The 24936-nt window shown below is 69.3% G+C and carries 25 protein-coding genes; 19 read left to right on the top strand and 6 right to left on the bottom strand.

The window, feature by feature from the left end; all coding sequences use genetic code 11:
- The first annotated feature begins 104 nt into the window (after positions 1-104).
- Complete coding sequence (locus E0H45_RS23570; protein WP_131340944.1) at positions 105-851, top strand: sulfite exporter TauE/SafE family protein; 747 nt, start codon at positions 105-107, stop codon at positions 849-851.
- On the opposite strand, the gene E0H45_RS23565 is transcribed toward E0H45_RS23570, so the two are convergent.
- The gene (locus tag E0H45_RS23565; RefSeq protein WP_238155209.1) at positions 835-1491 is read right to left on the bottom strand and encodes a TetR/AcrR family transcriptional regulator; all 657 of its coding nucleotides are present in this window, start codon (positions 1489-1491) and stop codon (positions 835-837) included. The two genes, E0H45_RS23570 and E0H45_RS23565, sit on opposite strands and share 17 nt — an antisense overlap.
- A 53-nt stretch (positions 1492-1544) precedes the next feature.
- Between E0H45_RS23565 and E0H45_RS23560 the strand changes: the two genes are divergently transcribed.
- Together E0H45_RS23560 and E0H45_RS23555 are read left to right on the top strand one after the other, a co-directional pair.
- Entirely contained in the window at positions 1545-2498 is a 954-nt protein-coding gene (locus E0H45_RS23560) for a quinone oxidoreductase family protein (RefSeq protein ID WP_131340940.1), read from the top strand.
- A 12-nt stretch (positions 2499-2510) separates the two neighbouring features.
- Positions 2511-2942 carry an organic hydroperoxide resistance protein gene (locus tag E0H45_RS23555; protein WP_131340937.1) on the top strand — a complete coding sequence of 144 codons (432 nt, stop codon included), beginning with the start codon at positions 2511-2513 and terminating at the stop codon, positions 2940-2942.
- A gap of 1 nt (position 2943) precedes the next feature.
- Here the strand turns inward: E0H45_RS23555 and E0H45_RS23550 are convergent, their stop codons facing one another.
- Together E0H45_RS23550 and E0H45_RS23545 are read right to left on the bottom strand one after the other, a co-directional pair.
- Positions 2944-3765, bottom strand: a complete 822-nt coding sequence (locus E0H45_RS23550; RefSeq protein ID WP_131343728.1) for a helix-turn-helix domain-containing protein — start codon at positions 3763-3765, stop codon at positions 2944-2946.
- Between the two features lie 135 nt (positions 3766-3900).
- Entirely contained in the window at positions 3901-6681 is a 2781-nt protein-coding gene (locus tag E0H45_RS23545) for a WD40 repeat domain-containing protein (protein ID WP_131340935.1), read from the bottom strand.
- A gap of 70 nt (positions 6682-6751) precedes the next feature.
- Between E0H45_RS23545 and E0H45_RS23540 the strand changes: the two genes are divergently transcribed.
- The 11 genes from E0H45_RS23540 (at position 6752) to E0H45_RS23490 (ending at position 15596) form a co-directional block, all read left to right on the top strand.
- A complete protein-coding gene (locus E0H45_RS23540) occupies positions 6752-7051 on the top strand; it encodes a GNAT family N-acetyltransferase (RefSeq protein ID WP_131340933.1) in 300 nt (99 codons plus the stop codon).
- Positions 7048-7578, top strand: coding sequence for a YbaK/EbsC family protein (locus E0H45_RS23535; protein WP_131340931.1), 531 nt, complete (start codon positions 7048-7050; stop codon positions 7576-7578). The genes E0H45_RS23540 and E0H45_RS23535 overlap by 4 nt, the downstream gene beginning before the upstream one ends.
- Positions 7579-7692: 114 nt before the next feature.
- Positions 7693-8853 (top strand): MFS transporter, encoded by a 1161-nt coding sequence (locus tag E0H45_RS23530; RefSeq protein WP_337590423.1) that lies wholly within the window; start codon positions 7693-7695, stop codon positions 8851-8853.
- A gap of 9 nt (positions 8854-8862) precedes the next feature.
- Positions 8863-10314 carry a cobyric acid synthase gene (locus tag E0H45_RS23525; RefSeq protein ID WP_131340929.1) on the top strand — a complete coding sequence of 484 codons (1452 nt, stop codon included), beginning with the start codon at positions 8863-8865 and terminating at the stop codon, positions 10312-10314.
- Complete coding sequence (locus E0H45_RS23520) at positions 10311-10874, top strand: DinB family protein (RefSeq protein ID WP_131340927.1); 564 nt, start codon at positions 10311-10313, stop codon at positions 10872-10874. Before E0H45_RS23525 ends, E0H45_RS23520 begins: the two co-directional genes overlap by 4 nt.
- A 156-nt stretch (positions 10875-11030) precedes the next feature.
- Positions 11031-11237: a hypothetical protein gene (locus E0H45_RS23515; RefSeq protein WP_131340925.1), complete on the top strand. Its 207-nt coding sequence runs from the start codon at positions 11031-11033 to the stop codon at positions 11235-11237.
- Positions 11238-11241: 4 nt separating this feature from the next.
- On the top strand, positions 11242-12153 hold the full coding sequence (sigJ, locus tag E0H45_RS23510) for an RNA polymerase sigma factor SigJ (RefSeq protein ID WP_131340923.1): 912 nt from the start codon (positions 11242-11244) through the stop codon (positions 12151-12153).
- Between the two features lie 19 nt (positions 12154-12172).
- Positions 12173-12898 (top strand): SDR family oxidoreductase, encoded by a 726-nt coding sequence (locus tag E0H45_RS23505; protein WP_131340921.1) that lies wholly within the window; start codon positions 12173-12175, stop codon positions 12896-12898.
- A complete protein-coding gene (locus tag E0H45_RS23500; RefSeq protein ID WP_131340919.1) occupies positions 12895-13284 on the top strand; it encodes a DUF4345 family protein in 390 nt (129 codons plus the stop codon). The genes E0H45_RS23505 and E0H45_RS23500 overlap by 4 nt, the downstream gene beginning before the upstream one ends.
- A gap of 34 nt (positions 13285-13318) precedes the next feature.
- Positions 13319-14440, top strand: a complete 1122-nt coding sequence (locus E0H45_RS23495) for a CaiB/BaiF CoA transferase family protein (protein ID WP_131340917.1) — start codon at positions 13319-13321, stop codon at positions 14438-14440.
- Positions 14441-14453: 13 nt separating this feature from the next.
- Positions 14454-15596 (top strand): acyl-CoA dehydrogenase family protein, encoded by a 1143-nt coding sequence (locus tag E0H45_RS23490; RefSeq protein ID WP_131340915.1) that lies wholly within the window; start codon positions 14454-14456, stop codon positions 15594-15596.
- Positions 15597-15820: 224 nt separating this feature from the next.
- Here the strand turns inward: E0H45_RS23490 and E0H45_RS23485 are convergent, their stop codons facing one another.
- Together E0H45_RS23485 and E0H45_RS23480 are read right to left on the bottom strand one after the other, a co-directional pair.
- Positions 15821-16549: a GAF and ANTAR domain-containing protein gene (locus E0H45_RS23485; protein WP_131340913.1), complete on the bottom strand. Its 729-nt coding sequence runs from the start codon at positions 16547-16549 to the stop codon at positions 15821-15823.
- On the bottom strand, positions 16549-17343 hold the full coding sequence (locus E0H45_RS23480) for an ANTAR domain-containing protein (RefSeq protein ID WP_131340911.1): 795 nt from the start codon (positions 17341-17343) through the stop codon (positions 16549-16551). The genes E0H45_RS23485 and E0H45_RS23480 overlap by 1 nt, the downstream gene beginning before the upstream one ends.
- Before the next feature lie 349 nt (positions 17344-17692).
- Here E0H45_RS23480 and E0H45_RS23475 point away from each other — a divergent pair, with 349 nt between their 5' ends.
- From E0H45_RS23475 to E0H45_RS23465, 3 genes are read left to right on the top strand one after another with little or no spacing between them, the layout of a single operon-like run.
- On the top strand, positions 17693-18289 hold the full coding sequence (locus tag E0H45_RS23475; RefSeq protein ID WP_131340909.1) for a sulfite oxidase-like oxidoreductase: 597 nt from the start codon (positions 17693-17695) through the stop codon (positions 18287-18289).
- On the top strand, positions 18259-19017 hold the full coding sequence (locus tag E0H45_RS23470) for a ferredoxin reductase (RefSeq protein WP_131340907.1): 759 nt from the start codon (positions 18259-18261) through the stop codon (positions 19015-19017). Before E0H45_RS23475 ends, E0H45_RS23470 begins: the two co-directional genes overlap by 31 nt.
- Positions 19014-19274 carry a DUF6510 family protein gene (locus tag E0H45_RS23465; protein ID WP_131340905.1) on the top strand — a complete coding sequence of 87 codons (261 nt, stop codon included), beginning with the start codon at positions 19014-19016 and terminating at the stop codon, positions 19272-19274. The genes E0H45_RS23470 and E0H45_RS23465 overlap by 4 nt, the downstream gene beginning before the upstream one ends.
- Before the next feature lie 1364 nt (positions 19275-20638).
- Here E0H45_RS23465 and E0H45_RS23460 read toward each other — a convergent pair.
- Positions 20639-21370, bottom strand: coding sequence for a MerR family transcriptional regulator (locus E0H45_RS23460; protein ID WP_165546576.1), 732 nt, complete (start codon positions 21368-21370; stop codon positions 20639-20641).
- Positions 21371-21432: 62 nt separating this feature from the next.
- Between E0H45_RS23460 and E0H45_RS23455 the strand changes: the two genes are divergently transcribed.
- On the top strand, positions 21433-22653 hold the full coding sequence (locus E0H45_RS23455; protein ID WP_131340903.1) for an acetyl-CoA C-acetyltransferase: 1221 nt from the start codon (positions 21433-21435) through the stop codon (positions 22651-22653).
- Positions 22654-22658: 5 nt separating this feature from the next.
- Positions 22659-24794: a 3-hydroxyacyl-CoA dehydrogenase NAD-binding domain-containing protein gene (locus E0H45_RS23450; RefSeq protein WP_131343724.1), complete on the top strand. Its 2136-nt coding sequence runs from the start codon at positions 22659-22661 to the stop codon at positions 24792-24794.
- The last annotated feature ends 142 nt before the right edge of the window (positions 24795-24936 follow it).

Genomic DNA, 24936 nt, shown 5'->3' with positions numbered 1-24936 from the left:
CAACTGCACGAGAGCCCTCCCGGACTGTTTCGGGAGGGCTCTTGCGTGTTCAATCGTCGGACAGCTCTGCGAGGGCCTGGTCAGGTGCGTAGAGTTCTGCAGCGATGACATGGTTCGAGGCGGTGTTCGTCCTGCTGGCGGGGATGGGCGCGGGAACGATCAACGCCGTGGTGGGGTCGGGCACGCTGCTCACCTTCCCCGCGTTGCTTGCCGTCGGCATCCCTCCGGTGCTGGCGAACGTCAGCAATACGGTCGGTCTGGCCCCCGGTACGGCGGCCGGCGCGATCGGCTACCGTCGCGAGCTCGAAGGCCAGCGCGGCCGGTTGATCCGCCTGGTGCCGGCGTCACTGGCCGGCGGCATCGTCGGGGGAGTGCTGCTGCTCACGCTGCCCGACTCCGCCTTCCACGCCGTCGTACCCGTCCTGATCCTGCTCGGTTGTCTGCTGGTCGCCTTCCAGCCGTGGCTGTCGAAGTGGATCAGTGCTCCGTCGCACCTGCACCGCGGCGCCTGGTGGGTGATCCCGGCCGTCTTCGCCACCGGTGTGTACGGCGGGTACTTCGGAGCCGCGCAAGGCGTGCTGCTGATGGCGATCCTCGGCCTCGGCCTGGACTCGAACCTGCAGCGGATGAACGGCCTGAAGAACGTCCTCGCCACGGTCGTGAACACCGCGTCCGCGATTCTGTTCATCCTCGTGCACGACATCGACTGGCTCGCGGCCGGTCTGATCGCGGTCGGTTCGACCATCGGCGGTTTCATCGGCGCCCGCTACGGCCGGAAACTCCCGCCGATCGCACTCCGCGCGCTGATCGTCTGCATCGGCGTCCTCGCCATCGTCACGATGGTGTTCTGACCTGTAGCTGCAGCCCGGCGAGCAAGAGATCCAGCCCGTAGTCGAACTGCTCGTCGCCGCCTGTCGTCCGGGCCAGTTCCGGCGCCAGTTCGACGACCGACGGGAAGTCCCGCGCGGACAGCGACTCCATCGACGTGCGCAGCCGCCGCCATGCCTCGGGGTCGCGGCGTTCGGCGGCCATCTGGATCTCCCACGACGTCGACCCGAGCACGTACGTGAACAACGTCGTGTGCGTCCGCGCGGCCGTCTCCGCGTCGAACCCGGCGGCCCGCAGTACGCCGAGCAGACCCTCAGCGACCCGCGCCGTCTCGTGCCCGCTCAACGGCCGTCCGGCCAGTAGTTGCGCAAGGCAAGGGTGCTGGAGCATCAGCAGCCGCAGCGACCGGCACACCGCTCGCACCTGGTCCGGCCACGCCTCGTCCGACGGTACGGCGGGCAGCAGCCCCATCAGGTGATCGCGTACGGCGTCGTACAAGTCGTCCTTGTTCCGGAAGTACGTGTAGAGCGCCATCGGGCCGACGCCGAGCTCACCGGCGACCCCGCGCAGGCTGAACGCGTCGGTGCCCTTCGCCTCCATCAGTTCGAGCGCGGTCCGCACGATCAGGTCGGCGCTCAAGGTGTTCCGCGGTGTCCGCGCCATGGTGTGACCCATCTCCCTTCGACGTTCTTAACGTACAGTGTATAGTACGGTGTATGCGAGCCATTCAGATCACCGAGTTCGGCGGACCCGAGGTCCTCAAGGTCAGCGATGTCCCGGCGCCGGTCGCCGGCGAGGGGCAGGTCCTGATCACGGTCGACCGCGCGGGCATCAACTACGCGGACACGCACCAGGTCGAGAACAGCTACCTCTCCAAGACCGAGCTCCCGCTGATCCCGGGCGGCGAGGTCGTCGGCCACACCGCGGACGGCCGCCGGGTGGTCGCGCTCATCGGGTCCGGGGGCTACGCCGAGCAGGCTGTCGCCCACGCGCCGTACGCCTGGGATGTCCCGGAAGGTGTCAGTGACGGGGACGCGCTGGCGCTCGTGCTGCAGGGCACCACGGCGTGGCACCTGCTCAAGACGTCGACGCACCTGCAGCCGGGGGAGTCCGTCCTCGTGCACGCTGGTGCCGGCGGTGTCGGTTCGCTCGCCGTCCAGCTCGCCAAGCTCTGGGGCGCCGGTCGCGTGATCGCAACCGCCTCCACCGAGGAGAAGCGCAAGCAGGTCCTCGAGTTGGGCGCCGACGCCGCGATCGACGGTACGCCGGAAGGTCTGAAGGACCGCATCCTCGAGGCGAACGGCGGCAAGCCCGTCGACATCGTGCTCGAGATGGTCGGCGGCCCGACGTTCGACGAGTCGTTCGCCGCCCTGGGCCGCTTCGGCCGCCTGGTCACGTTCGGTGCCGCGTCCCGGCAGTCGGCCGCGCCGATCGACCCGAGCCGGTTGATGAAGGGCTCGAAGACCATCGCAGGCTTCTGGCTGGCCGACTGCTTCGCGAACCCGCAGCTGCTCGGCGGTCCGTTGACCGAGCTGTTCGACCTGACCGCGGGCGGCAAGCTCCGCCCGCTCGTCGGCGGCGAGTACGCGCTGTCCGACGTCGCCTCCGCCCACGAAGACATGCGAGCTCGCCGGACCGTCGGCAAGCTGCTGCTCGACCCCACTCGCTAGGAGAAAACACTTATGACTATCGCTGTTGAGAAGGTTCTGTACACCGCCCGCGCCACCGCGAACGGCGGCCGGGACGGCAAGGTCGCCACCGACGACGGCAAGCTCGACGTTCTGGTCGTGCCGCCGGCCGAGATGGGTGGCAGCGGCAACGGAACCAACCCGGAGCAGCTGTTCGCGGCCGGCTACGCGGCCTGCTTCCACAGTGCGCTGAAGGTCGTGGCCCGCAAGGCCCGGCTGGACGTCGACGGCTCGACCGTCACCGCCGAGGTCGGCATCGGCCCGATCAACGGCGGCGCCGGCTACGGCCTCGAGGTCGCACTGGTCGTCAGCCTTCCCGGCCTGGACCGCGGGGCCGCCGAGGACCTCGTCGCCAAGGCGCACCAGGTCTGCCCGTACTCCAACGCCACCCGCGGCAACATCGAGGTCGACCTCAAGGTCGCCTGATTCACATCCGCGCGAGGGCCTCTGTCAGGAGGCCCTCGGTTGCGGACACCGGGGCTGCGGAGATCGTCAGCCCTTCCATGATCGCGACGTACTCGTCGACCTCTTCGAGCTTGTCCAGGTACACCGCGCTCGCCGCGTGCTCGATGTAGACGACGTCCGGCAGATCGCCGTCCGGGAACCGCAGCAGGCTGAACGCGCCGCCGGCGCCGGGGTACCCGACGCTGCTGAACGGCATCACCTGCAGCGTGATGTTCGGCTGCTGCGACCACTTCAGCAGGTGCTCGATCTGCGCCCGCATCACCTCCTCGCCGCCGACCGGCCGGTGCAGCACCGACTCGTCGATGACGACCCACAACCGGGCCGGGTTCGGCCGGGTGAGGATCTGCTGCCGGGTCACCCGCAGCTCCACCCGCTGGTCGACCTCCTGATGCGGCAGGAACGACTTGCCCATCTGTACGACGGACCGCGCGTACTCCTCGGTCTGCAACAGGCCCGGGACGAACATCACCTCGTACGTCCGGATCAGGGTCGCGGCGACCTCGAGCCCGACGTAGTTGGCGAACCAGCTCGGCATCACGTCGCCGTACCGGGACCACCAGCCCGGGTTGTTCGCGGCCCGGGACAGTTCCATCAATCGGTAGCGCTCGTCCTCGTCGGCCATCCCGTACAGCTCGAGCAGGTCGCTGACGTCGCGTTCCTTGAACCCGACCCGGCCGAGCTCCATCCGGCTGACCTTGGACTCCGACGCCCGGATCTGCCAGCCCGCGTCGGCGCGACTGATCCCGGCGGATTCACGCATCCGCCGCAACTGCCCGCCGAGCATGATCCGGAGAGCGGTCGGCCCGCCTTCGCCGCCGCTCACAGTCGTCTGCTCACTCACCCTGTCCCACGCCCTGCCACGCACCCATTCCAGCGGGTGATGCTACCGCCTGTCCACAGCTATCGTCCGGTGAGTTGGTCACCAGGGTTCGACGTCGACGCCGGTCGCTGCGATCCAGAGGGCGCGGAAGGCGGATCCGGGTTGACCGTTGAAGTCGTCGTCAGGCAACGCCGGGATCAGGTTCATGACCGCGCCGAGGTGACGGCAGGCGGCGGCCTGCAGGACGAGCAACTGGGTCGGGTGCTCGCGCCGGGCGCGCGGCGTCTTCAGCAGCGTGCCGTACTCGTCCACCAGCCCGGAGATCTCGGCCGGTGTCGGCCGGGGACCTCGGTCGCGCGCGGTGGCTTCGGCCTTTTCGAGTACGTCGTCGTACGCGTATCCGTCGCCGAACACCCGAGCCCAGTCACGAACCAGGTCCGGACGCCCCAGGGCAGCGAGCACCTCCACGCCTTCCCAGCCGTCGAACCAGCCCTCCTCGAGGTGCCCGAGGTATGTCTGCTCACCGTCCTCGGAGTAGGAGACGTAGTCCGTCCCCGACGTGCCCTTGAGCGAGAACAACTCCCGGGCGAGGCCGTCTCGTCCCGTTCGCACCAGGTACGCCAGGAAGGGCGTGGTGTAGAACGTCGACGGCGTGGTGGTCGCGCCCTGCCAGACGGTGCGGGCCTCGTCGATGCGGCCGCATTCGACCAGCGCCCACGCAACGGCCAGGCGATGCTGACCCGGATTGGTCTCGGGCTCGATCGCGGCCTGGGCGCGGGCGAACCAGGCATCGCCCCGGGCTGCGTCGCCGAGCGCGGTGTACGCGCCGCCGATCGACGACGCGATGAACGCCACGTTGTACTCGTCGAGTACGGCGTCAATGTCGGAGTCGGTCACGGTGAAGACGGCGCGGGCCTCGTCGAGTCGGCCGGCGGCGGCCAGGATCAGCGCGACGTCGGCCGTGCCGCGGAGCCGCTCGGCCGGAGTGCGAACGGCCGCCAGCAGTTCCATCGCGCCCTGCGCCTCCCCACGCCGCGCGCGCAGCCGGGCCGCGTGCCGGAGGCTCTCGCTGACATGGTGATCCCAGCCCGAGCGCAACGGCCGGACCGAGTCCAGCGCGAGCCGGAACAGGTCGTCCACGGTCGCTGTGTTCGGCGGCGGCCAGGTTTCGGCGGGCGCGGTTTCGGGTGCGCCGACGAATGGCTCGAGGTACTCGTCGTACGGCGCTCCGAGGCGTCCGGCCGCGGTCTCCGCGTCCGGAACGATGTCCAGCCCGCCCCACCACGTGGGCCAGGAGTACCGCCGGTCGAGCACCCAGGCGAGCAACTCGTCCAGGTCGTCGCGCCGGTCCTCGGGGGCGATCACCAGTCCCGGCGCGAACGCCGCCGCCCAGGTGTCGTCGTCGAGGACGAACGACGGGTCTCCGTGCTCCTCGTACTGGAGGTCGGCGCCGATGTCGTCACCGTCGAGCTCGAGCGGACGCGAGGCGTACGGCTCGCGCAGGAAGACGTACTCGCCGAGCACATCGCCGGTTGAGGCCTCGATGAATCGCAGCCTGGTGCGGCCGGCCGCGACGAGCACGCCTTCCGCGCCCCAGAGCACACCGGCGGTGTCCTCGGGTACGTCGAAGATGTCCACGGCCTCGGGGTAGGCCCCAGGCGACCAGATCTCGATCTGATCGGCCGAGGTGAGGCAGGCGGCGAACTCGCCGTCCGGCGACCATGCCCAGACCCCTGCGTCGGGAAGCTCCCAGTCCGCAGCCTTCGGCGCTACGTGGAGGTGGTGGCTGCGCCCGTCAGGGTCGTGCACAACCACGCGAGGGAAGTGGTGGTCGTTCAGAACCACGGCGAGTCGACCACCGGCGCCCCAGGACAAGGAGGCCCCGGGCAGTCCGGGGAGCTCGCCCACCAGCGCACCCGTCTGGGCGTCGGCGATCAACAGGCGCCCGTCCAGGTGAACCGCCACCAGGCGCTCGTCGAGGCTCCAGGCCGGGGCCTGGCCGTGCGTGTCGGCACCATCGAGCCACACCACCTGGCCGCTGCGAACGTCGATCGACGCCGCCCAGCTGCGCCGGTTGTAGCCGTAGATCCGCGAGCCGTCCCGTGACCAGAAGACCTGCTCGAAGAAGAGCTCGTTGTCGCCGAGCCGTGCCTTGATCGGTGCCGGCAGGGTCTCGGCCAGCCACGCGGGCTGCGGACCCTCCTCGTCGTACGCGTTGTAGAAGAAGTGTCCCGAGGCGAGCGGCGCGATGCAGCCGTGCACCTCGCGCGGGGCCCGCATCCCGATGTAGGCATGCGTTCCGTCGGGCGCGAACGCGAAGTCCGGTGGGCGCGAACCGCCGTCGGTCACCGAGGCATCGCCGATCGGCTCCTCGCCGTCCGCACCGAACGGGTCCCAGAGCCCGACCATGTTGGTGTTGAACGCCAACGCGACCCGCTGCCCGTCGGGCGACCACTGGATGCTGCGTGCGTACCCGGGCCAGCCCACGCCACCGGGGACTCCGTCCAGCTTGTTGACGCAGCGCCCGGTGTCGAGCTCCCAGATCTGCAGCACACCTCCGCGGTCGTAGTCGTCGCCGCACCACGAGCCGACCGCGACGTAACGCCCGCAGGGACTCAGCGCCAAGGCGTCGATCTCGACCAGATGCCCGTCGGGGTGGCGGAGTACCGCACCGAGAGACTTGATCTGTTCGGTCGCGAACCGGTGCGCGTCCGTCACGCCGTGATTTTGCTGCAGCTCGGCAAGCGCGGTGCGCAGTGGAGGCAGGTCACGAGAGGGCTCGAACGCCGACCAGTCGGCGTTCCGCAGTGCTGCCAGGAAGTGGTCAGGACCGCTCGCAGGCGCAGGGAGCTCCGCGAACCCGGGTAGCGAATTATGCACCGGCGGCACACTAGGGCACGGCCGGTCCAGGACAGCGCCGGTCCAGGGCGGCCTGGCTAGAGTGGCGGGCATGGAGAACGAGATCAGCGTGGTCGACGCCAAGGACCGGAGCCGGTACGAAGCGGTCGACTCCGAGGGCAATCTGATGGGATTCGTCGACTACCGGCTGCACCCCGGTGTGATCAGCTTCTTGCACGCCGAGACGCTGCCGGAGTTTCGCGGCCAGGGCGTGGCCGGCCGGATCGCGACCCAGTCGCTCGACGACGCACGGGCGTTTGGCCTCCGGGTCAAGCCGCTCTGCCCGTTCTACATCGACTTCCTCGCCGACCACACCGAGTACGCCGACCTCGTGAAGCGGGAGGGCGAGTGACGGTACTGGGCAAGCTCGAGTGGAAGCCGGCCGCCGAGGTGCCGGAGCTTCTGGCCGACCCGGTCCGCGACGCTCTCGGGTCGATCCCGGCGTACGCGGCCGCGATCGATCCCGGCCTCGCGGACACGGCCGCGTTCTGCGCGGAGTATGACGTACCGCTGGCGGCGTCGGCGAACTGCGTGATCGTCCACGGCAAGCGAGCCGGTGAGTCGACGTACGCCGCGGTGATGGTGCTCGCCACCCACCGGGCAGACGTGAACGGCGTGATCCGCAAGCACCTCGGCGTCCGGAAGATCTCGTTCGCCGCGCAGGACGACGCGGTCGGCACGACCAGGATGGAGTACGGCGGGATCACGCCGATCGGGCTGCCCGCGGACTGGCCGGTCCTGGTCGACGAAGCGGTCGCGGCCGCCGGCCCGGTCGTGATCGGCAGCGGGATGCGCGCCTCCAAACTCCTCGTCGACGGCGCCGACCTGGCCAAGCTCTCGACCGCCGAAGTACTGCTCCTCGCCTCTCCTGCTCACTGACCGTTTGGAGTTCGTCACTCCTGGGGTACCGGCCCAAAGGCTTCCACAACCACGGGCCGGGAGGAGCAAGGATGAGCTCCGGGCCGGCACGAGACTCCGTATCGCCTCGGGTCGCTGCTGTTCTTCCGGTTCGTCGCCGGGATGGGCATCGGCGGTGAGTACGCCGCGATCAACTCCGCGATCGACGAGCTGATCCCGTCGAAGTACCGCGGCCGGGTCGACATCGGCATCAACGGCACCTACTGGGCCGGTGCGCTGATCGGCTCCGCGGTCGGTCTGCTGTTCCTGAACACGGACATCATCCCGGTCGAGTGGGGCTGGCGACTGTGCTTCCTGATCGGGCCGGTGATGGGCCTGGTCATCATCTACCTGCGCCGGCACATCCCGGAGAGCCCGCGCTGGCTGATGACGCACGGCCGGGTCGAGGAAGCCGAGCGGACCGTCGACGACATCGAGGCGACGGTACGGCGGCAAGGCGGCGAACTGCGCGAGGTCCGCGACGACGAGGCGATCGAGGTGGTCGACTACCCGCCGGTGACGTACCGCGAGATCGCCAGGGTGATGCTCCGCGACTACCGCAGCCGATCGTTCCTCGGCTTCTCGATGATGGTCACCCAGGCGTTCCTCTACAACGCGATCTTCTTCACCTACGCACTGGTGCTGAAGTCGTACTTCGGTCTGAACGACTCCAGCGTCGCGCTGTACTTCTTCCCGTTCGCGATCGGCAACCTGGCCGGTCCGCTGCTGCTGGGGCACCTGTTCGACACCGTCGGCCGCCGGAAGATGATCCTCGGCACGTACACGCTGTCGGCCATCGTCCTGTTCATCACCGCGTTGCTGTTCAACGCCGGCGCACTGAACGCCGCGTCGCTGACCGGGCTGTGGTGCGTGGTGTTCTTCTTCGCGTCGGCCGGTGCGTCGTCGGCGTACCTGACGGTGAGCGAGATCTTCCCGATCGAGCTGCGCGGGCAGGCGATCTCGTTCTTCTTCGCGATCTCGCAGCTGACCGGCGGCGTGATCGCGCCGTACCTGTTCGCCTCCCTGATCGGTGAGGGCGACAACCCGGCGCGCGGGCCGCTGACGGTCGGATACATCATCGGCGCGGTCGTGATGCTGGCCGGCGGGATCATCGCGTGGGTGTTCGGGGTGGACGCGGAGGGCAAGTCCCTGGAGGACATCGCAACGCCGCTGTCGTCGACCACCGGCGGCACCCGGTTCCAGGGTTCGGCGCCGCGTTCCGCGGCCTCCCGGCCGCGCCGGGAGGACGAACCCTAAGATTGCGGCGTGGGTTCGCTGCTGATCGCCGGTACGACGTCCGACGCCGGGAAGACGACCGTCGTCACCGGGCTGTGCCGGTGGCTGGCGCGGCAGGGCGTGCGCGTGGCGCCGTACAAGGCGCAGAACATGTCGAACAACTCGATGGTCTGCGCGGACGGCACCGAGATCGGCCGCGCGCAGTGGATCCAGGCCGTTGCCGCCGGCGCCGAGCCCGAGGCCGCGATGAACCCGGTCCTGCTCAAACCGGGCAGCGACCGCCGCAGCCACGTCGTCCTGATGGGCGAGCCGTGGGGTGAGCTGTCCGCCCGCGGCTTCCTGACCGAGCGGGCGGAGCTGGCGAAGGCGGCGTTCGCGGCGTACGACGATCTCGCGTCGAGGTACGACGTGGTCATCAGCGAAGGCGCGGGCAGCCCGACCGAGATCAACCTGCGGCAGTCGGACTACGTGAACCTGGGCCTCGCGCAGCACACCAAGGCTCCGGTCGTCGTGGTCGGCGACATCGACCGCGGGGGAGTGTTCGCGTCGATGTTCGGGACCGTCGCGTTGCTCGACGCCGCCGACCAGGCCTTGATCAGCGGGTTCCTGGTGAACAAGTTCCGCGGCGACGTCTCGCTGCTGCAGCCGGGGATCGACATGCTCGCCTCGGTCACCGGCCGCCCGACGTACGGCGTACTGCCGTGGCTGCCCGAGCTGTGGCTGGACTCCGAGGACGCGCTGGACATCCCGGTACGGCGTACCTCGCCGGGCGACCTGTTGACGATCGCGGTGGTGCGGTTCCCGCGGATCAGCAACTTCACCGATCTCGATGCGCTGGCGGTGGAGCCGACCAACAGCGTGTTCTTCACCACGAGCCCGGGGGAGGTCCGCGACGCCGACCTCGTCGTGCTGCCGGGTTCGCGCGCGACCGGCGCCGACCTGGAGTGGTTGCGGTCGCTCGGCCTCGCCGACGCCGTGGCCGCACGGGTCGCGGCGGGCCGTCCGGTGCTCGGCATCTGCGGCGGATACCAGATGCTCGGCGCAACGATCTCCGACCCGCACGGGGTCGAGTCGGGTGGCTCGCAGGCCGGTCTCGGGCTGTTGCCGGTAGCAACCACGTTTGCCCGTGAGAAGACGCTGGCCCGCCCGGCGCGAACGGCGTACGAGATCCATCATGGTGTTGTCGACGTGATCGGTGACGCCGACGAGTTCCCGGGGGGCTGCCGGGCGGGGAACACGTGGGGCACGATCTGGCACGGTCTGCTGGACGACGATGCCGCACGCCATGCGTTCCTCACCGAGGTCGCCGCGCTCACCGGTAAGCCCGCGCCCGACGGCACGGTCTCGTTCGCGGGGTTGCGCGAGGAGCGGCTGGACCGGCTGGCCGACATGATCGATGAGTACGCCGACACCGCCGCCCTGCTACACCTGATCGAGCACGGCGCACCACGCGTCCCGTTCATCCCACCAGGAGCGCCGTGAAGTCCCACCTCCAGCAGTATCTTCAGGACACCCGCGCGTTGCTGCTCGCCAAGCTTGACGGGATCGGTGAGTACGACCGCCGCCGTCCGCTCGTGCCGTCCGGGACCAATCTGCTCGGGCTGGTGAAGCACTTGGTCGGCATCGAGTACGTGTACCTCGGGACCAGCGTGGGGCGCCCGCCGGCCGACGTACTGCCGTGGGAAGCGGACGGATCGGTGTGGGAGGGCGCCGACATGTGGGCGAAGCCGGACGAGTCGACGGAGTACATCACCGGCCTCTACCGCGAGGCCTGCGCCCACAGCGACCGCTCCATCGCCGAGCTCGACCTCGACCACCCGGCGGAGGTGCCGCACTGGGCCGAGGGCCAGCGCAGTACGACGTTCGGCGCCCTGCTGGTCCGCGTCGTCGACGAGACCGCACACCACGCCGGCCATGCGGACATCGTCCGCGAACTGATCGACGGCCAAGGCGGCAAGGACGCCGACATGCTCGACGAGGCCGCCTGGTCCGACTACTACGCCACGATCCAGCGGGCGGCCGAGAAGTTCCGCCAGTCCTGAAACAGGGTGTGACTGCCTGTTCACTGGCGCACCCGCGGTGTTACTGTCAACCCCGAGTGCGCCCCTGCCCCTGGCGACGATCCGTCGCTGCGGATGGTCCAGGGGGAAAATGAGCGTCACCGTCGTCGGGTTGCGGGTCGCCTTGGTGGCGCACCGATGAACCTCGCGGACATCATCCGCACCCAGGCCGCCCTGCGGCAGCTCGCGGAGCGGCTCGGCGCGGAGTACGCCGATGCTGCCCCCGGTCACGTCGTCCGGCTCGTGACCAAGGTTGCCCAAGGCCAGGCGAACGCGGGCCACCGCGGCTGGCAGCTCATCGAGCTCACCGAACTCGAGGTCCGTGCACGCCTGCTGACAGACTGAGCGCGTGGATGACTTCGAGCGCCAGCGGGGGCGGCTGTTCGGGATCGCATACCGGATGACCGGTACGGCGACCGATGCCGAGGAGATCGTGCAGGACGCGTGGCTGCGTTGGCAGGATGTCGACCGTACGACGGTGCGTGATCCGGACGCGTACCTGGCGAAGGTTGTCACCAACCTGTCGATCAGGCAGCTGACGTCGGCGCGGGCGCGGCGGGAGATGTACGTCGGGCAGTGGCTCCCGGAACCTGTGCTGACCGGGCGGTCCGAGTTCGATGCGCTCGGGCCGTTGGAGGTCGTGGCGGAGCGGGAGTCGGTGTCGTTCGCGCTGTTGCTCCTGCTCGAACGGCTGACGCCTGCCGAGCGAGCGGCGTACGTGCTGCGCGAGGCGTTCGCCTACGGGTACCGCGAGGTTGCCGAGTTGATCGGAACGTCGGAAGCGAACGCGCGGCAGCTGGCGTCGCGGGCGGGTAAGAAGCTGAGCGCCGAAGGGCCACGTCAGCAGCCGGTCGACCAGGCGGGTTGGCGGAAACTGGTCGAGCGGTTCATCGCGGCCGCTCGGCTGGGGGAGATCGAGGAGCTCGAGAAGCTGCTGGCCGAGGGCGTGGTGTCGCGCGCCGACAGCGGCGGCAAGGTGTCCGCGGCCCGCAACGTGCTGGTCGGCCGCGACCGCGTGGCGCGCTACCTGGTCGGGGCGCTCCAGCGTTTCGGTGTCGGTATCGAGGCCCGCTTGACGGAGGCGAACGGCGGTCCCGCGCTGGTGGCCGTCGGGCCCGAAGGGACCATCATGGCGATCTGCTTCATCGGCGTCGGGCCGGAGGGCGTCACCGATGTGCAGTTCGTGATGAACCCCGAGAAACTGGCCTTCGCCGTCGCCCAGTTGTCACAAATCGGAGGGCTGCCCGATCTCAGCTGGTGACCGAAAGGAATCCAGCACAATGACCTCCATCCTTGTCACCGGTGGAACCGGCACCCTTGGCCGGCCGACCGTGGCTCGATTGCGCGCCGCCGATCATCAGGTCCGCGTGCTCAGCCGGAAGCCTGGCCCCGACCGGGTCGTCGGCGATCTGACAACCGGCGAAGGACTGGCCGCGGCGATCGACGGGTCGGACGTGGTCGTGCACCTGGCCACGAGCCAGGGCCGCCGGGACGTCGAGCAGACTCGAAACCTGCTCGACGCCGCCAAGGGCGTGCAGCACCTCGTGGTGATGTCGATCGCTGGCATCGAACGCATCCCGCTCGCGTACTACCGGTACAAGCTCGAGTCCGAGCGCCTGGTCGCCGAGTCGGGCGTGCCGTACACGATCCTACGGGCGACCCAGTTCCACAACCTGGTCGACCGGGTCTTCGCCGCGCAGCGTTTCCTGCCGGTGGTGCTCGCCCCCTCGATCACGTTGCAGCCGATCGCCGTCGAGGACGTCGCGGTCCGGCTCGCCGAGCTCGTCGACGAGCCTCCGGTCAACGGTCGCACCGCGGACATCGGCGGTCCGGAGCGCCGGCCCGTCGTCGAACTGGCGCGGATGTGGAAGCAGGCGAGGTCGTCGCGCCGGCCGGTGCTGCCGTTGCGGCTGGGCGGCAAGACGTTCCGGGCGTTTGCCGACGGCGAGGCGACGGTGGACGGTCCGGCGTACGGGCGGATCACGTTCGCGGAGTACCTCGGATGAGGGGGTACGTGCGCGGCGTGCTGGTGGCGCTCGCCGCGCTCCAGTTCGTCCTCGGGTTCTGGCTGACGTTCGCGCCGAAGACGTTCTACGACAACGTTCCGACGGTCGACTGGGATCCGCCGTTCGCCGAGCACGCGTTCCGCGACTTCGGTGCGGCGTCGCTCGGCCTCGGCGTCGTCCTGACCGCCGCCGCGATCCGCCTCGACCGCTACCTCGCGACCTTGGCGCTGCTCGCCTATCTCGCCTTCTCGGTGCCGCACACGGCCTTCCACCTCGGCCATCTCGACGGCGACCAGCCCGGCTGGTCCGTCGTACTCGCGGTCGGCGTGGGCCTGATGGTGGTGCTGCCGCTCACCGCACTGGCGGGAACGCGCAGGATGACTTGACGACTGTGACAGTAGGACTGTCACAATAGCGCCCATGGGTCCACTCGAGGGCGTGCAGGTGGTCGAGCTGGCCGGTATCGGTCCGGCGCCGTTCGCGTGCATGATGCTGGCCGAGCTCGGCGCCGAGGTGTTGCGGATCGATCGCCCCGGCGGCGGGGTGTCGATGGGCCCGCCGGAGCTGGATCTGGTCAACCGCGGCCGGCGCAGTGCGGCCCTGGACCTCAAGCAGCCGGCCGCGGTCGACGTCGTACGGCGGCTGGTCGCGCAGGCCGACGTACTGGTCGAAGGGTTCCGGCCCGGGGTGGCCGAGCGGCTCGGGCTCGGGCCGGCGGACTGTCACGCGATCAGTCCGCGGCTGGTGTACGGGCGGATGACCGGGTGGGGGCAGGACGGTCCGCTCGCGCAAGCGGCCGGGCACGACATCGACTACCTCGCATTGTCCGGCGCGCTGCATCTGATCGGGCGGGCCGGCGGGCCGCCGCAGGTACCGGCGAACCTGCTCGGTGACTTCGCGGGCGGATCGCTGTACCTCGTGATCGGCGTACTCGCGGCGCTGAACGAGGCCCAGCGCAGCGGTCAGGGACAGGTCGTGGACGCGGCGATCGTGGACGGCTCGGCACACCTGACGACGATGCTGCTCGGGGCCCTCGCCGCCGGATCGTGGCAGCAGGAGCGCGGGACGAATTTGCTGGACACCGGTGCGCCGTTCTACGACGTGTACGAGACCGGCGACGGGAAGCATGTCGCGGTCGGGGCGCTGGAGCCGCAGTTCTACGCCGAGCTGATCGACAAGCTCGGTCTGGACGCGCCGGACCGCAACGATCCTTCGCGGTGGCCGGAGTTGCGGAAGGTGCTGACCGAGACGTTCCGGCAGCGGACGCAGGCCGAGTGGACGAAGCTGTTCGACGGCTCGGACGCCTGCGTCGCGCCCGTGCTTCCGTTGGCCGGCGACCACCCGCATCTCGTTGCCCGAGGCACCTTTGTGGACCACCACGGCGTCCGGCAGGCGGCCCCCGCGCCGCGCTTCGACCGTACGCCGACCAGCCTGGACCGGCCGCCCGCGCGGCCGGGGGAGCACACCCGGGAAGCCTTGGCCGACTGGGGGATCACAGATATCGACGGGCTGCTCGAGTCCGGCGCCGCCGTACAGGACTGAAAGGAATCCGCCCGTGGAACGTCAGCTGTTCGACGCCGATCACGACGCCTTCCGGGAGACCGTCCGGTCGTTCTGCGACAAGGAGATCGTCCCGCACCACGACAGTTGGGAAGACGCCGGGATCGTCCCGCGCGAGCTCTGGACCGCGGCCGGCGCGGCGGGCCTGCTCGGCTTCATGATGCCGGAGCAGTACGGCGGTGGTGGCGCGCGGGACTTCAGGTTCAACACCGTGCTCATCGAGGAACTGACCCGGGTTCGCGCGAGCGGGGTCGGCTTCACCATCCACACCGACATCAATTCGGCGTACCTGCTGGACTACGCGACCGACGAGCAGAAGGCGCGCTGGCTGCCGGCGTTCTGTTCGGGGGAGACGATCACCGCGATCGCGATGACCGAGCCCGGGGCCGGCAGCGACCTGCAGGGGATCCAGACCACCGCGCGGCGCGACGGCGACCACTACGTGCTGAACGGGCAGAAGACGTTCATCTCGAACGGGATCCTGGCCGACCTGGTGATCGTGGTGGCGAAGACCGACCCGGACGCCGGTGCGCAGGGGATCTCGCTGATCGTGGTCGAGCGCGGGATGCCCGGGTTCGAGCGCGGCCGGAACCTGGACAAGATCGGCCTCAAGGCCCAGGACACCGCGGAGCTGTTCTTCGACGACGTCCGGGTCCCCGTGGACAACCTGCTCGGCGAGGAGGGCAAGGGCTTCATCTACCTGATGGAGAAGCTGCCCCAGGAGCGGTTGACGATCGCGGTCGTCGCGGCCGCCGCCTGCGAGAACATCCTCGACGACACGCTGCGGTACGTGAAGGACCGCAAGGCGTTCGGCCGTCCGATCGGGTCGTTCCAGAACAGTCGTTTCGTCCTGGCGGAGCTTGCCACCGAGACCCAGATCGCCCGGGTGTTCGTCGATCGCTGCATCCAGGAACTGAACGCCGGCACGCTGACCGTCGCGGAGGCCGCGATGGCGAAGTGGTGGACCACAGAGCTGCAGAAGAAGGTCGTCGACCGATGCCTCCAGCTGTACGGCGGCTACGGCTTCATGACCGAGTACCCGATCGCCAAGGCCTACCTGGACACCCGCATCCAGACCATCTACGGCGGCACCACCGAAATCATGAAAGAGATCATCGGCCGCACGATGGGTGTCTAGACGCAGGGGAACCGTCGCTCGGTGCGCACGCGGGTGGCGCCGTCGCGACGGATCCTGCGCCTGATCACCAGCAGACGCTGCGAGCGTCCTGTGCTGGGTCTCACCGTGTGTCGTGCGCAACCCCTCCGGCGGCGCGACACACCTGGCGCCGAGGTCTTGGGCATGCCCGAACAGGCGCGCTCAGCCTAACCCGTACGGCACCAGGGCACCACGCCTCGTGACAACTACTCCGGCGCCGGGGCCGGGGTGAGTGTCAGCCTGGTCTGGACGATGTCGTCGGCGACTTCGGTCAGGCGGCGGTTGTTGGCCCGGGCGTACGAACGCATCAAGGCGAACGCGTCGTCGACGTCGATGTCGAGGCTGTGGCTGAGGAATCCCTTCGCCTGCTCGATCAGGATCCGGCTGTTCAGTGCGTTCTGGAGTTGCTCGGTGACGATCTCCTGGCGGGCCAGCGCGCGCTGGTGCACGATGCCGATCGTGGCCGCGTCGGCCAGTGCCTGCCCCAGGGTGATGGTGTCGGCATCCAGTTCCCCGGTGGTCCTGCTGAACAGATTCACCGCCCCGAGGACGGTGTCGCGCAAGCGCATCGGCAGCGCCTGCACCGAGAGGTAGCCGCCGCTGACAGCGGCCGCGGTGAAGCGCGGCCAGCGCCCGTGGGCGTTCCGCAGGTCCGGGTGCTGTACCGGGCGGCCGGTGCTGAACGCCTCGAAGCACGGGCCCTGGAGGGTCTGCAGCTGGGTCAGCTCGACCAGTCGCGCCTGTTCGGTGGAGGCCGCGACCAGGTTCAGCGCGCCGTGGTGATCGGCGAGCAGAATGCCGCAGGCCGACACCCCCAGTAGCTCGCTGCAGTGGGCGGCGAGCCGGTCCAAGAACTCGATGACGTCGAAGTCGTCGACGAGCGTGTCCGACAGTTCGATGAACACCTCGCGCACTCTACGGTCGGATGCACTCATCAGTCCTCCTCCTGTTCCTTCTCGTCCTGTTCGGGGTCTGTCGGGTCTGTCGGGTCTGGCTGTCGCGGTGGATGGCCGCCGGTCGCGAGGTCACCGTCCAGGTGCAGACGATCGGACATCACGTCGACGGCGACCGTGTACAACGACAGTCCACTGCTGTAGGCGTGGGCGCGCAGCCGCAGCAGCGCGTCGGTGACACTGATGCGCTGCTGGGAAGCGAGTCTGCCCGCGGCCTGGTGGACCTCGGCACGGCGAGCGGTGAAGGCCGCCCCGATCACCTCGTCCAGGTCCGGGCTGACGCCATGCCGGCTGTCCAGGGCGAGCACGAAGAGGGCGTCGGCGAACACCAACGCCTCCTCCAGTTGCTCGCGCTGCAGCGGTCCCGGCTCCCGCCGGTAAACGGTCAGTACGCCGACCCTCGCGGCTCCGGCAGCGACCGGGAACGCGAAGACGCCGCGCACACCCCGTGCGCCACCAGCCGCGGCGAACGCCGGCCAGCGTCGGCCGGCCGCGACCCCGGCAAGGTCGGGATTGAGCACCGGCGCACTGATGGTGGCCGCCTCACCGCTCGGTCCCTCGCCAAGCTCGAACTGCAGCTCGTCCAGCTCGCCGATCTCGGGGCTCGTGGCCAGCACCGGCTCGAGCAGCCCGCCGTCGCGTGTCATCGCGAGCCCGGCGCCGGCCGCGGAGAGGGCCTGCGCACAGGCGGACACGGCGTGCGCCAGCGACGGGCTCGCGCCGTCAGCAACGGCTCTGATCGCCCCCCACACCCTCGCGCTGCGGTCGTGATCCACCCAATCCGTCCAGACTCGAACCGCCGGTGGGCGGAATGCCCACCCTAGCGGCCGGATCGTCGAAGTGTTGTTCATAGCGCGCGCGTCACCAACAGACTCTTTGCGGCCGCGCCGTGCCCGGTCCCCAGCTCCGCCGGTCCAGCCGCCTAAGGATGACCAGTACCCGATGCCGCGATCCTCATCCGTCGGTCGCCGGGTTCCGCCGCCCCTCCCGGACCCACTGCGATGCGCGAGCCGTGGTCCGGGGCAGCGCTCTGGTTCTCGATTCTAGTCCCGTGTTCGGTCCCGCGGCTCTCCCAGCACGCAAGTGGTCGTGATTGACTGCGTTCAGGAGCCGAGGGAGGTCGTTATGGGCATCGTGTCGCCGGGGTTCACAGGTCGGCGCGGCGGTGGGACGGATCTGCCGCCGGGGCAGTACCTCACGCACGAGTTTCCGGTGCTGTCGGCGGGACCGACACCGCACATCCTGACCGACCACTGGGAGTTCACGGTCACCACGGAGACCGGCGAGAAATACAAGTGGGACTGGGCGGCTCTGACGGCGTTGCCGGCCGAGGAGATCACCAAGGACATCCACTGTGTGACCCGGTGGTCCAAACTGCAGACGACCTGGAAAGGCGTCTCGCTCGACACGCTGCTCGCGGACGTCGAGACCGGCGCGGACTTCGCGATGGCACACAGCTACGGCGGCTACACCACGAACGTGCCGCTCGAGGATCTGCTCGACGGGCAGTCCTGGATCGCCTACGAGTACGACGGTGAGCCGCTGCACCCCGAGCACGGCGGACCCGCACGGCTGCTCGTTCCGCACCTGTACTTCTGGAAGAGCGCCAAGTGGGTCCGGGGCCTGGTGCTGTCCGACACCGAGGACCTCGGCTTCTGGGAGACCGCCGGCTATCACGAGTACGGAGACCCATGGAAAGAACAGCGATACGCCGGCGACTGACGTGGCAGGTCGCCACAGTGGCCGACGTACGGCGGGAGACCGAGACGGCTCGCACGATCGTGCTCGACGTGCCGGACTGGCCGGGGCATCTCGCGGGGCAGCATCTCGACGTACGGCTGACCGCGGACGACGGGTACCGGGCGTCGCGGTCCTACTCGATCGCGTCGGCCTGGGACGATTCGCACGGCTCGACGATCGAGCTGACCGTCGAACAGGTACCTGACGGCGAGGTGTCGCCGTACCTGGTCGAGGTGCTGAAGGTCGGGGATCCGTTGGAGATCCGGGGACCGGTCGGCGGGTGGTTCGTGTGGAAGCCCGAGCAGGAAGGGCCGGTGCAGCTGATCGGCGGGGGATCGGGTGTCGTTCCGATGCGGGCAATGCTGCGCGCGCACGCAGTCGCCGGTACGACGCCGGCGCGGTTGCTGTACTCCGTGCGGCGGCCGGAGTCGGTGATCTACGTGAGCGATCTGAAGGAGCTCGCCGCGTCGGACGATGTCGACGTACGGCTCGTCTATACGCGGGAGGCGCCGGCCGGGGAGCCGCGGGTCGGGCGGATCGACGCGGAGCTGATCGAGCAGTACGCGTTCAAGCCCGAGGACGGCGCGACGACGTACGTGTGCGGCCCGACGCCGTTCGTGGAGACGGTGGCGGACCTACTGGTCGCAGCCGGGCACGACCCGGCCCGCGTCAGAACTGAACGTTTCGGCCCGACAGGAGGACCTCGATGAGCGACTACTTGGACGGCAACGCAGCCGCGGGCGCCCTGAGCGAACTGTTCGCAGTCGACCTCACCGCAGCCATCGCCCAATGCAACGGCTGCGGCCAAACCACCGTCTTCGCCGAGTCCCGCCTGTACGTCGACGCCCCCGGCATGATCGCCCGCTGCGCCGGCTGCGACACCGTCCTCCTCCGCGTAGTAACCACCCCCACCAACACCTACCTAGACCTCCGAGGCCTCACCTACCTCCGCATCCCCAACTCGTGATTCAGCGGGGGCGTGAACACAATCTGGTGCCGCCACACAACCAATAACCTGTCCAAGCACCCCGCCACACCAGCCCCCCCCCGCCCCTCGCCCCACCAACACCTACCTAGACCTCCGAGGCCTCACCTACCTCCGCATCCCCAACCCCTTAGGTCAGCGGGGGCATGAACGCCATCCGGTCCCGCCGCACACCAAATAACCTGTTCACCCACCCCGCCACACCGGCCCACCCCCACCCCTCGCCCCGCCGCACACCTAACGTCGCGCCGCACCCGACTCCCACCTCGTGCCGCGCCTCACGCCCACCTCGCGCCGCCCCCAGGCCCACCTCCCGCGCTGCACCCACGCGCACCTTCCGCGCTGCACCCACGCGTACCTTCCGTCCCACCCGCTCCCGCCTCCCGCGCACGCCGACTTCCCGCCCCAGCGGAGGGCCTCAACGCAGCCCGTGGTGGGGGCGCGCCGGCGTGGTGGGGGCGCTGAACAGGCAATAACAGGTGCGAGCCCCCGGCAACCTGTTCACACATCCCGACACACCGGCCTACCCCACCTCTCGCCCCACCCCAGACCTAACCTCGCGCCGTACGCCACTCCGTCTCCCTCCCGCCCACTCCCACCTCCGGCCCCACCCAGGCCGACCTCACGCTCAACGGGAGGGCGCCAACGCAGCCCGTGGTGGGGGATGTGTCGGCGTGATGGGGGCGCTGAACAGGCAATAACCGATGCGAGCCCCCGGCAACCTGTTCAACGCCCCGCGATGCGGCGAGCGCGGGCGGCGGGTTGGTTGGGTGGGCGGGTGGTTGAGTGGCGGACCGCGGGACCGTGCGCGGCGGGGCGTGCGGTTGGTGGGGCGGGGTGTGGCGGGAGGTGTCGGGGGCGGGGGTGTGCCGGCGTGGTGGGGGCAGTGAACAGGCAATAGCCGGTGCGAGCCCCCGGCAACCTGTTCACACACCCCGGCACACCGGCCACCTCCACCTCCACAGCGGAGGGCGTCAACGCAGCCTGTGGTGGGGGTGCCGGCGTGTGGGGGCAGTGAACAGGCAATAGCCGGTGCGAGCCCCCGGCAACCTGTTCAACGCCCCGCGATGTGGCGGACCACGTGCCGCGGGCGGTTGGTTGGGCGGGTGTGGCGGGAGGTGGGGGTGTGCCGGCGTGGTGGGGGCATTGAACAAGCAATAACCAGTGCGAGCCCCCGGCAACCTGTTCAACGGCCCGCGATGTGGCGGGGCGTCGGGCGGCGGGGCGGGTGGGTGGGTGGTTGGGTGGCGGACCGCGGACCGCGGACCGCGGACTGCGGGCGGTTGCTTGGGCAGTGGGCCGGGGTGTGGCGGGAGGTGGGGTGGGCGGGTGGGGCGGGGGTGGGGTTAGCGGGGTTTGTGTTGGGTTCGGCGGATGGTGTCTCGTTGGGTTTCGCCTACGGCTCGTTCGTAGGCCAGGACGAGGCCTTGGATGGTGACTGGTTTGAAGCGTTCTACTAGTTGCTGGATGTGTTCCGGGGGGCCGCCGGAGTCGCGGTAGTGGGGCCAGACCTTGGTGCGGAAGACCTCGGTCAGTTCCTCGGCGATTGCGCGGCCGTGCTCGGTGAAGATGCGGCCGGCGTCCAGTACGGCCTCGACCGGGAGATCCAGGTCGAGCAGTTCGACGCCGAGACTCAGGTGCGCGGTCGCGACCTGGAACACGTCCTCGTCGGGCGTCGGCTCGACCACCCCGAGCGCCACCAGCATTTCGATGTCGTCGTCGTTCAGCTCCCGGCCGGTACGCCGTACCAGTGTCGCCCGATCAAGCGTTTCGGGGAGATCGCGCATCCACGGCGTCAGTAGCGTCCGGTGCAGCGCGATGTCCTGGGGTGTCGCGTCGGTGGGGATCCGGTCCAGGTACCCCTCGATCGCCTGCAGCGTGAACCCGTGCGCCTGCAGCTCGCGCACCAGATCGAGCCGCGCGATGTGTTCTGCGCCGTAGTACCCGACCCGCCCGCGCCGGATCGGCGGCGGAATCAGCCCCCGCCCCGCGTAGAACCGCAACGTGCGCACCGTCATACCGACCCGAGTCGACAGCTCGTCGACTGTCAGGGTCGCGTCCCCCGCCACTTCCGACATGGCGGAGATCATAACGGCCCCCACTTGACCATCATGACAGCGTTACTGTCACAATCGACCCCATGACCAGCGAAGCCTTTCTGTACGACGCGATTCGGACACCGCGCGGCAAGGGCAAGCCCACCGGTGCGCTGCACGAGGTCAAGCCGATCCAGCTGATCACCGGGCTGCTGCAGGAGTTGCGGACCCGGCATCCCGATCTGGATCCGGCCGTCATCGACGACGTGGTGCTCGGGGTCGTGACGCCGATCGGCGACCAGGGCATGGACATCGCGCGGACCGCCGTACTGATGGCCGGCTATCCCGAGACGACCGGCGGCGTGCAGCTGAACCGCTTCTGCGCCTCGGGTCTCGAGGCTGTCAATCAGGCAGCGCAGCGGGTGCGGTCGGGGTGGGAGGACTTCATCCTGGCCGGCGGCGTCGAGTCGATGTCGCGCGTGAAGATGGGCTCCGACGGCGGTGCGTGGGCGATGGACCCGGAGACCGCTCTCGAGACCGGCTTCATCCCGCAAGGCATCAGCGCGGACCTGATCGCGACGCTCGACGGCTTCTCCCGCACCGACGTCGACACGTACGCCGCCGAGTCGCACGCTCGGGCCGCGAAGGCGTGGGTCAACGGGTACTTCGCGCGTTCCGTCGTACCGGTCGTGGATCGGAACGGGCTGCGGATCCTGGACCATGACCAGCTCGTCCGGCCCGGGACGTCCGTCGAGACTCTCGCCGGGCTGCCGTTGTCGTTCGAAGCGATCGGGGAGCACGGTGGGTTCGACTCGGTCGCGCTGGAGAAGTACCTGACCGTCGAGCGGATCTCGCACGTGCACCATGCGGGCAACTCGTCGGGCATCGTCGACGGGGCGGCCCTGGTTGCTGTCGGCAACGAGAAGGCGGGTGAGGCGCTCGGGCAGGCACCGCGCGGCCGCGTGGTCGCGACCGGCGTCAGCGGCGCGGATCCGACGATCATGCTGACCGGCCCGGCGCCGGCTGCTCGCAAGGCGCTGGCCAAGGCCGGGCTCGAGGTCGACGACATCGACCTGTTCGAGATGAACGAGGCGTTCGCGGCCGCGGTCATGCACTTCATGAAGGATCTCGGCGTACCGCACGAGAAGGTGAACGTGAACGGCGGTGCGATCGCACTCGGCCACCCGCTCGGCGCCACCGGCGCGATGCTGATCGGAACCCTGCTGGACGAGCTGGAGCGACGCGAGCTCCGCTACGGACTGGCCACCCTGTGCGTCGGCGGCGGGATGGGCGTCGCGACGATCATCGAGAGGCTGCCCGCATGACCACCATGATCGAGTGGAAGAACGACGCCGGTGTCGTCACGCTGACGATGAACGACCCGGACGCCTCAGCGAACACGATGAACGACGCGTACGTCGAGGCGATGGGCGCGACCGTCGAACGCCTGGTCGCCGAGAAGGCGCTGCTCAAGGGCGTGATCGTGACGAGTGCGAAGTCGACGTTCTTCGCCGGCGGGAACCTCCAGCTGCTGTCGCAGATCCAGCCGTCCGACGCGGCCGAGGTGTTCGCCACGATCGAAGAGGTCAAGCGGCAGCTCAGGACCCTGGAAACGTTGGGTGTCCCGGTGGTTGCCGCGATCAACGGATCCGCGCTCGGCGGCGGGCTCGAGATCGCGCTCGCCTGCCAGCACCGGATCGTTGCCGACGACAACCGGATCGAGATCGGCGTACCGGAAGTGACGCTCGGGCTGCTGCCCGGCGGCGGGGGAGTGACCCGCACGGTTCGGATGCTCGGACTCCAGGACGCGCTGATGAAGGTGCTGCTGCAGGGTCAGCGGATGAAGCCCGCGCACGCCGCGAGCGTGGGGATCGTCGACGAGGTCGTGCCGGCCGCGGAGCTGCTCGACGCGGCCCGCCGGTGGATCGCGACGTACGACGGCGACGCCAAGCAGCCGTGGGACCGCGACGGGTACAAGATCCCCGGTGGTACGCCGTCCTCGCCGAAGCTGGCCGCTTTCCTGCCCGCGTTCCCGGCGAACCTGCGCAAGCAGCTCAAGGGCGCGCCGTACCCGGCGCCGCGGGCCATCATGAGCGCCGCGGTCGAGGGCAGCCAGGTCGACTTCGAGACCGCCTCGCGGATCGAGTCGCGGTACTTCGTGTCGCTGGCGACCGGCCAGATCGCGAAGAACATGATCCAGGCGTTCTTCTTCGACCTGCAGTCGATCAACGCGGGCGGGTCGCGGCCGTCCGGCGTACCGAAGTACTCCGCGCGCAAGGTCGGTGTGCTCGGGGCGGGGATGATGGGCGCCGGCATCGCGTACGTCTGCGCGAAGGCCGGGATCTCCGTGGTGCTCAAGGATGTGTCGTTGGAGGCGGCCGAGCGCGGCAAGGAGTACTCCGAGAAGCTGCTCGCGAAGCAGGTCGCGAAGGGGCGCTCGACCGCTGCCGATGTGGAGGCGTTCCTGAGCCGGATCACCCCGACCGGCGACCCGAACGACCTGGCCGGCTGCGACCTGGTGATCGAGGCCGTCTTCGAGGACGGCGGGCTGAAGCAGAAGGTGTTCGCGGAGATCGCCGACGTGGTCGAGCCGGATGCGCTGCTCTGCTCGAACACCTCCACGCTGCCGATCACCGCGCTCGCCGACGGCGTCGACCGGCCGGACGACTTCATCGGCATGCACTTCTTCTCGCCGGTCGACCGGATGCCGCTGGTCGAGCTGATCGTGGGGGAGAAGACCTCGGACCGGGCGATCGCGCAGGCGTACGACGTCGTACGGCAGATCAAGAAGACGCCGATCGTGGTCAACGACAGCCGTGGGTTCTTCACGTCGCGGGTGTTCGGCACGCTCGTGATGGAAGGTGCCGCGATGGTCGCCGAGGGTGTCGACCCGGTGATGATCGAGCGTGCCGCGACGCAGGCCGGCTTCCCGGCGCCGCCGCTGGCGATGCTGGACGAGGTGACCCTGACGCTGCCGCAGAAGATCCGGGACGACGCGCGGGCGGCGGGTGACAGCGCGGGCGCGTTCGACGACCACCCTGGGATGGCGGTTACCGACCGGCTCGTCAACGAGTTCGACCGGCGCGGCAAGGCCGCCGGTGTGGGGTTCTACGACTACCCGGCCGACGGGCCGAAGCGGTTGTGGCCAGGGTTGCGGGAGCACTTCGCTGCCGACGGTGACGTGCCGCTCGTCGACCTGCAGGAGCGGATGCTGTTCGCGATGTCTTTGGAAACCGTGAAATGCCTCGACGAGGGCGTGCTGCGCTCGGTGCCGGACGCCAACATCGGGTCGATCTTCGGGATCGGCTTCCCGCCGCTGCACGGCGGCGCGTTGCAGTACGTGAACGCCTACGGGCTCACCGCGTTCGCGGACCGGGCCCGCGAGCTGGCAACGACGTACGGCGCCCGCTTCGAGCCGCCGGCGCTCCTGATCCGGAAGGCAGCGGCCGGCGAGATCTTTTGCTGATCACGGCCCGATACCAACTACACACGTTCAAACAAATTGCAGCGCGCCCGGTCTTGCGCCGGGCGCGCTTTTGAGCCATTGTGCTGCCACTTCTACAACGATTGACTTGCAGTACCGTGTGCCAGAACTCGGAGATGCTTAA

This window comes from Kribbella soli (assembly GCF_004331345.1).
GTDB lineage: Bacteria > Actinomycetota > Actinomycetes > Propionibacteriales > Kribbellaceae > Kribbella > Kribbella soli.
Note: the sequence above shows the minus strand (reverse complement) of the source record. Positions and strands in the feature narration are given on the sequence as shown.

What these genes read in the sequence shown, in the direction of transcription:
- E0H45_RS23515 (WP_131340925.1), top strand. Translation starts at nt 11,031, where the DNA reads ATGAACCTCGCGGACATCATCCGCACCCAGGCCGCCCTGCGGCAGCTC.
- E0H45_RS23540 (WP_131340933.1), top strand. Translation starts at nt 6,752, where the DNA reads ATGGAGAACGAGATCAGCGTGGTCGACGCCAAGGACCGGAGCCGGTAC.
- E0H45_RS23475 (WP_131340909.1), top strand. Translation starts at nt 17,693, where the DNA reads ATGGGCATCGTGTCGCCGGGGTTCACAGGTCGGCGCGGCGGTGGGACG.
- E0H45_RS23560 (WP_131340940.1), top strand. Translation starts at nt 1,545, where the DNA reads ATGCGAGCCATTCAGATCACCGAGTTCGGCGGACCCGAGGTCCTCAAG.
- E0H45_RS23550 (WP_131343728.1), bottom strand. Translation starts at nt 3,765, where the DNA reads ATGCTCGGCGGGCAGTTGCGGCGGATGCGTGAATCCGCCGGGATCAGT.
- E0H45_RS23450 (WP_131343724.1), top strand. Translation starts at nt 22,659, where the DNA reads ATGATCGAGTGGAAGAACGACGCCGGTGTCGTCACGCTGACGATGAAC.
- E0H45_RS23570 (WP_131340944.1), top strand. Translation starts at nt 105, where the DNA reads ATGACATGGTTCGAGGCGGTGTTCGTCCTGCTGGCGGGGATGGGCGCG.
- E0H45_RS23470 (WP_131340907.1), top strand. Translation starts at nt 18,259, where the DNA reads ATGGAAAGAACAGCGATACGCCGGCGACTGACGTGGCAGGTCGCCACA.
- E0H45_RS23505 (WP_131340921.1), top strand. Translation starts at nt 12,173, where the DNA reads ATGACCTCCATCCTTGTCACCGGTGGAACCGGCACCCTTGGCCGGCCG.
- E0H45_RS23565 (WP_238155209.1), bottom strand. Translation starts at nt 1,491, where the DNA reads ATGGCGCGGACACCGCGGAACACCTTGAGCGCCGACCTGATCGTGCGG.
- E0H45_RS23460 (WP_165546576.1), bottom strand. Translation starts at nt 21,370, where the DNA reads ATGTCGGAAGTGGCGGGGGACGCGACCCTGACAGTCGACGAGCTGTCG.
- E0H45_RS23500 (WP_131340919.1), top strand. Translation starts at nt 12,895, where the DNA reads ATGAGGGGGTACGTGCGCGGCGTGCTGGTGGCGCTCGCCGCGCTCCAG.
- E0H45_RS23555 (WP_131340937.1), top strand. Translation starts at nt 2,511, where the DNA reads ATGACTATCGCTGTTGAGAAGGTTCTGTACACCGCCCGCGCCACCGCG.
- E0H45_RS23485 (WP_131340913.1), bottom strand. Translation starts at nt 16,549, where the DNA reads ATGAGTGCATCCGACCGTAGAGTGCGCGAGGTGTTCATCGAACTGTCG.
- E0H45_RS23455 (WP_131340903.1), top strand. Translation starts at nt 21,433, where the DNA reads ATGACCAGCGAAGCCTTTCTGTACGACGCGATTCGGACACCGCGCGGC.
- E0H45_RS23495 (WP_131340917.1), top strand. Translation starts at nt 13,319, where the DNA reads ATGGGTCCACTCGAGGGCGTGCAGGTGGTCGAGCTGGCCGGTATCGGT.
- E0H45_RS23465 (WP_131340905.1), top strand. Translation starts at nt 19,014, where the DNA reads ATGAGCGACTACTTGGACGGCAACGCAGCCGCGGGCGCCCTGAGCGAA.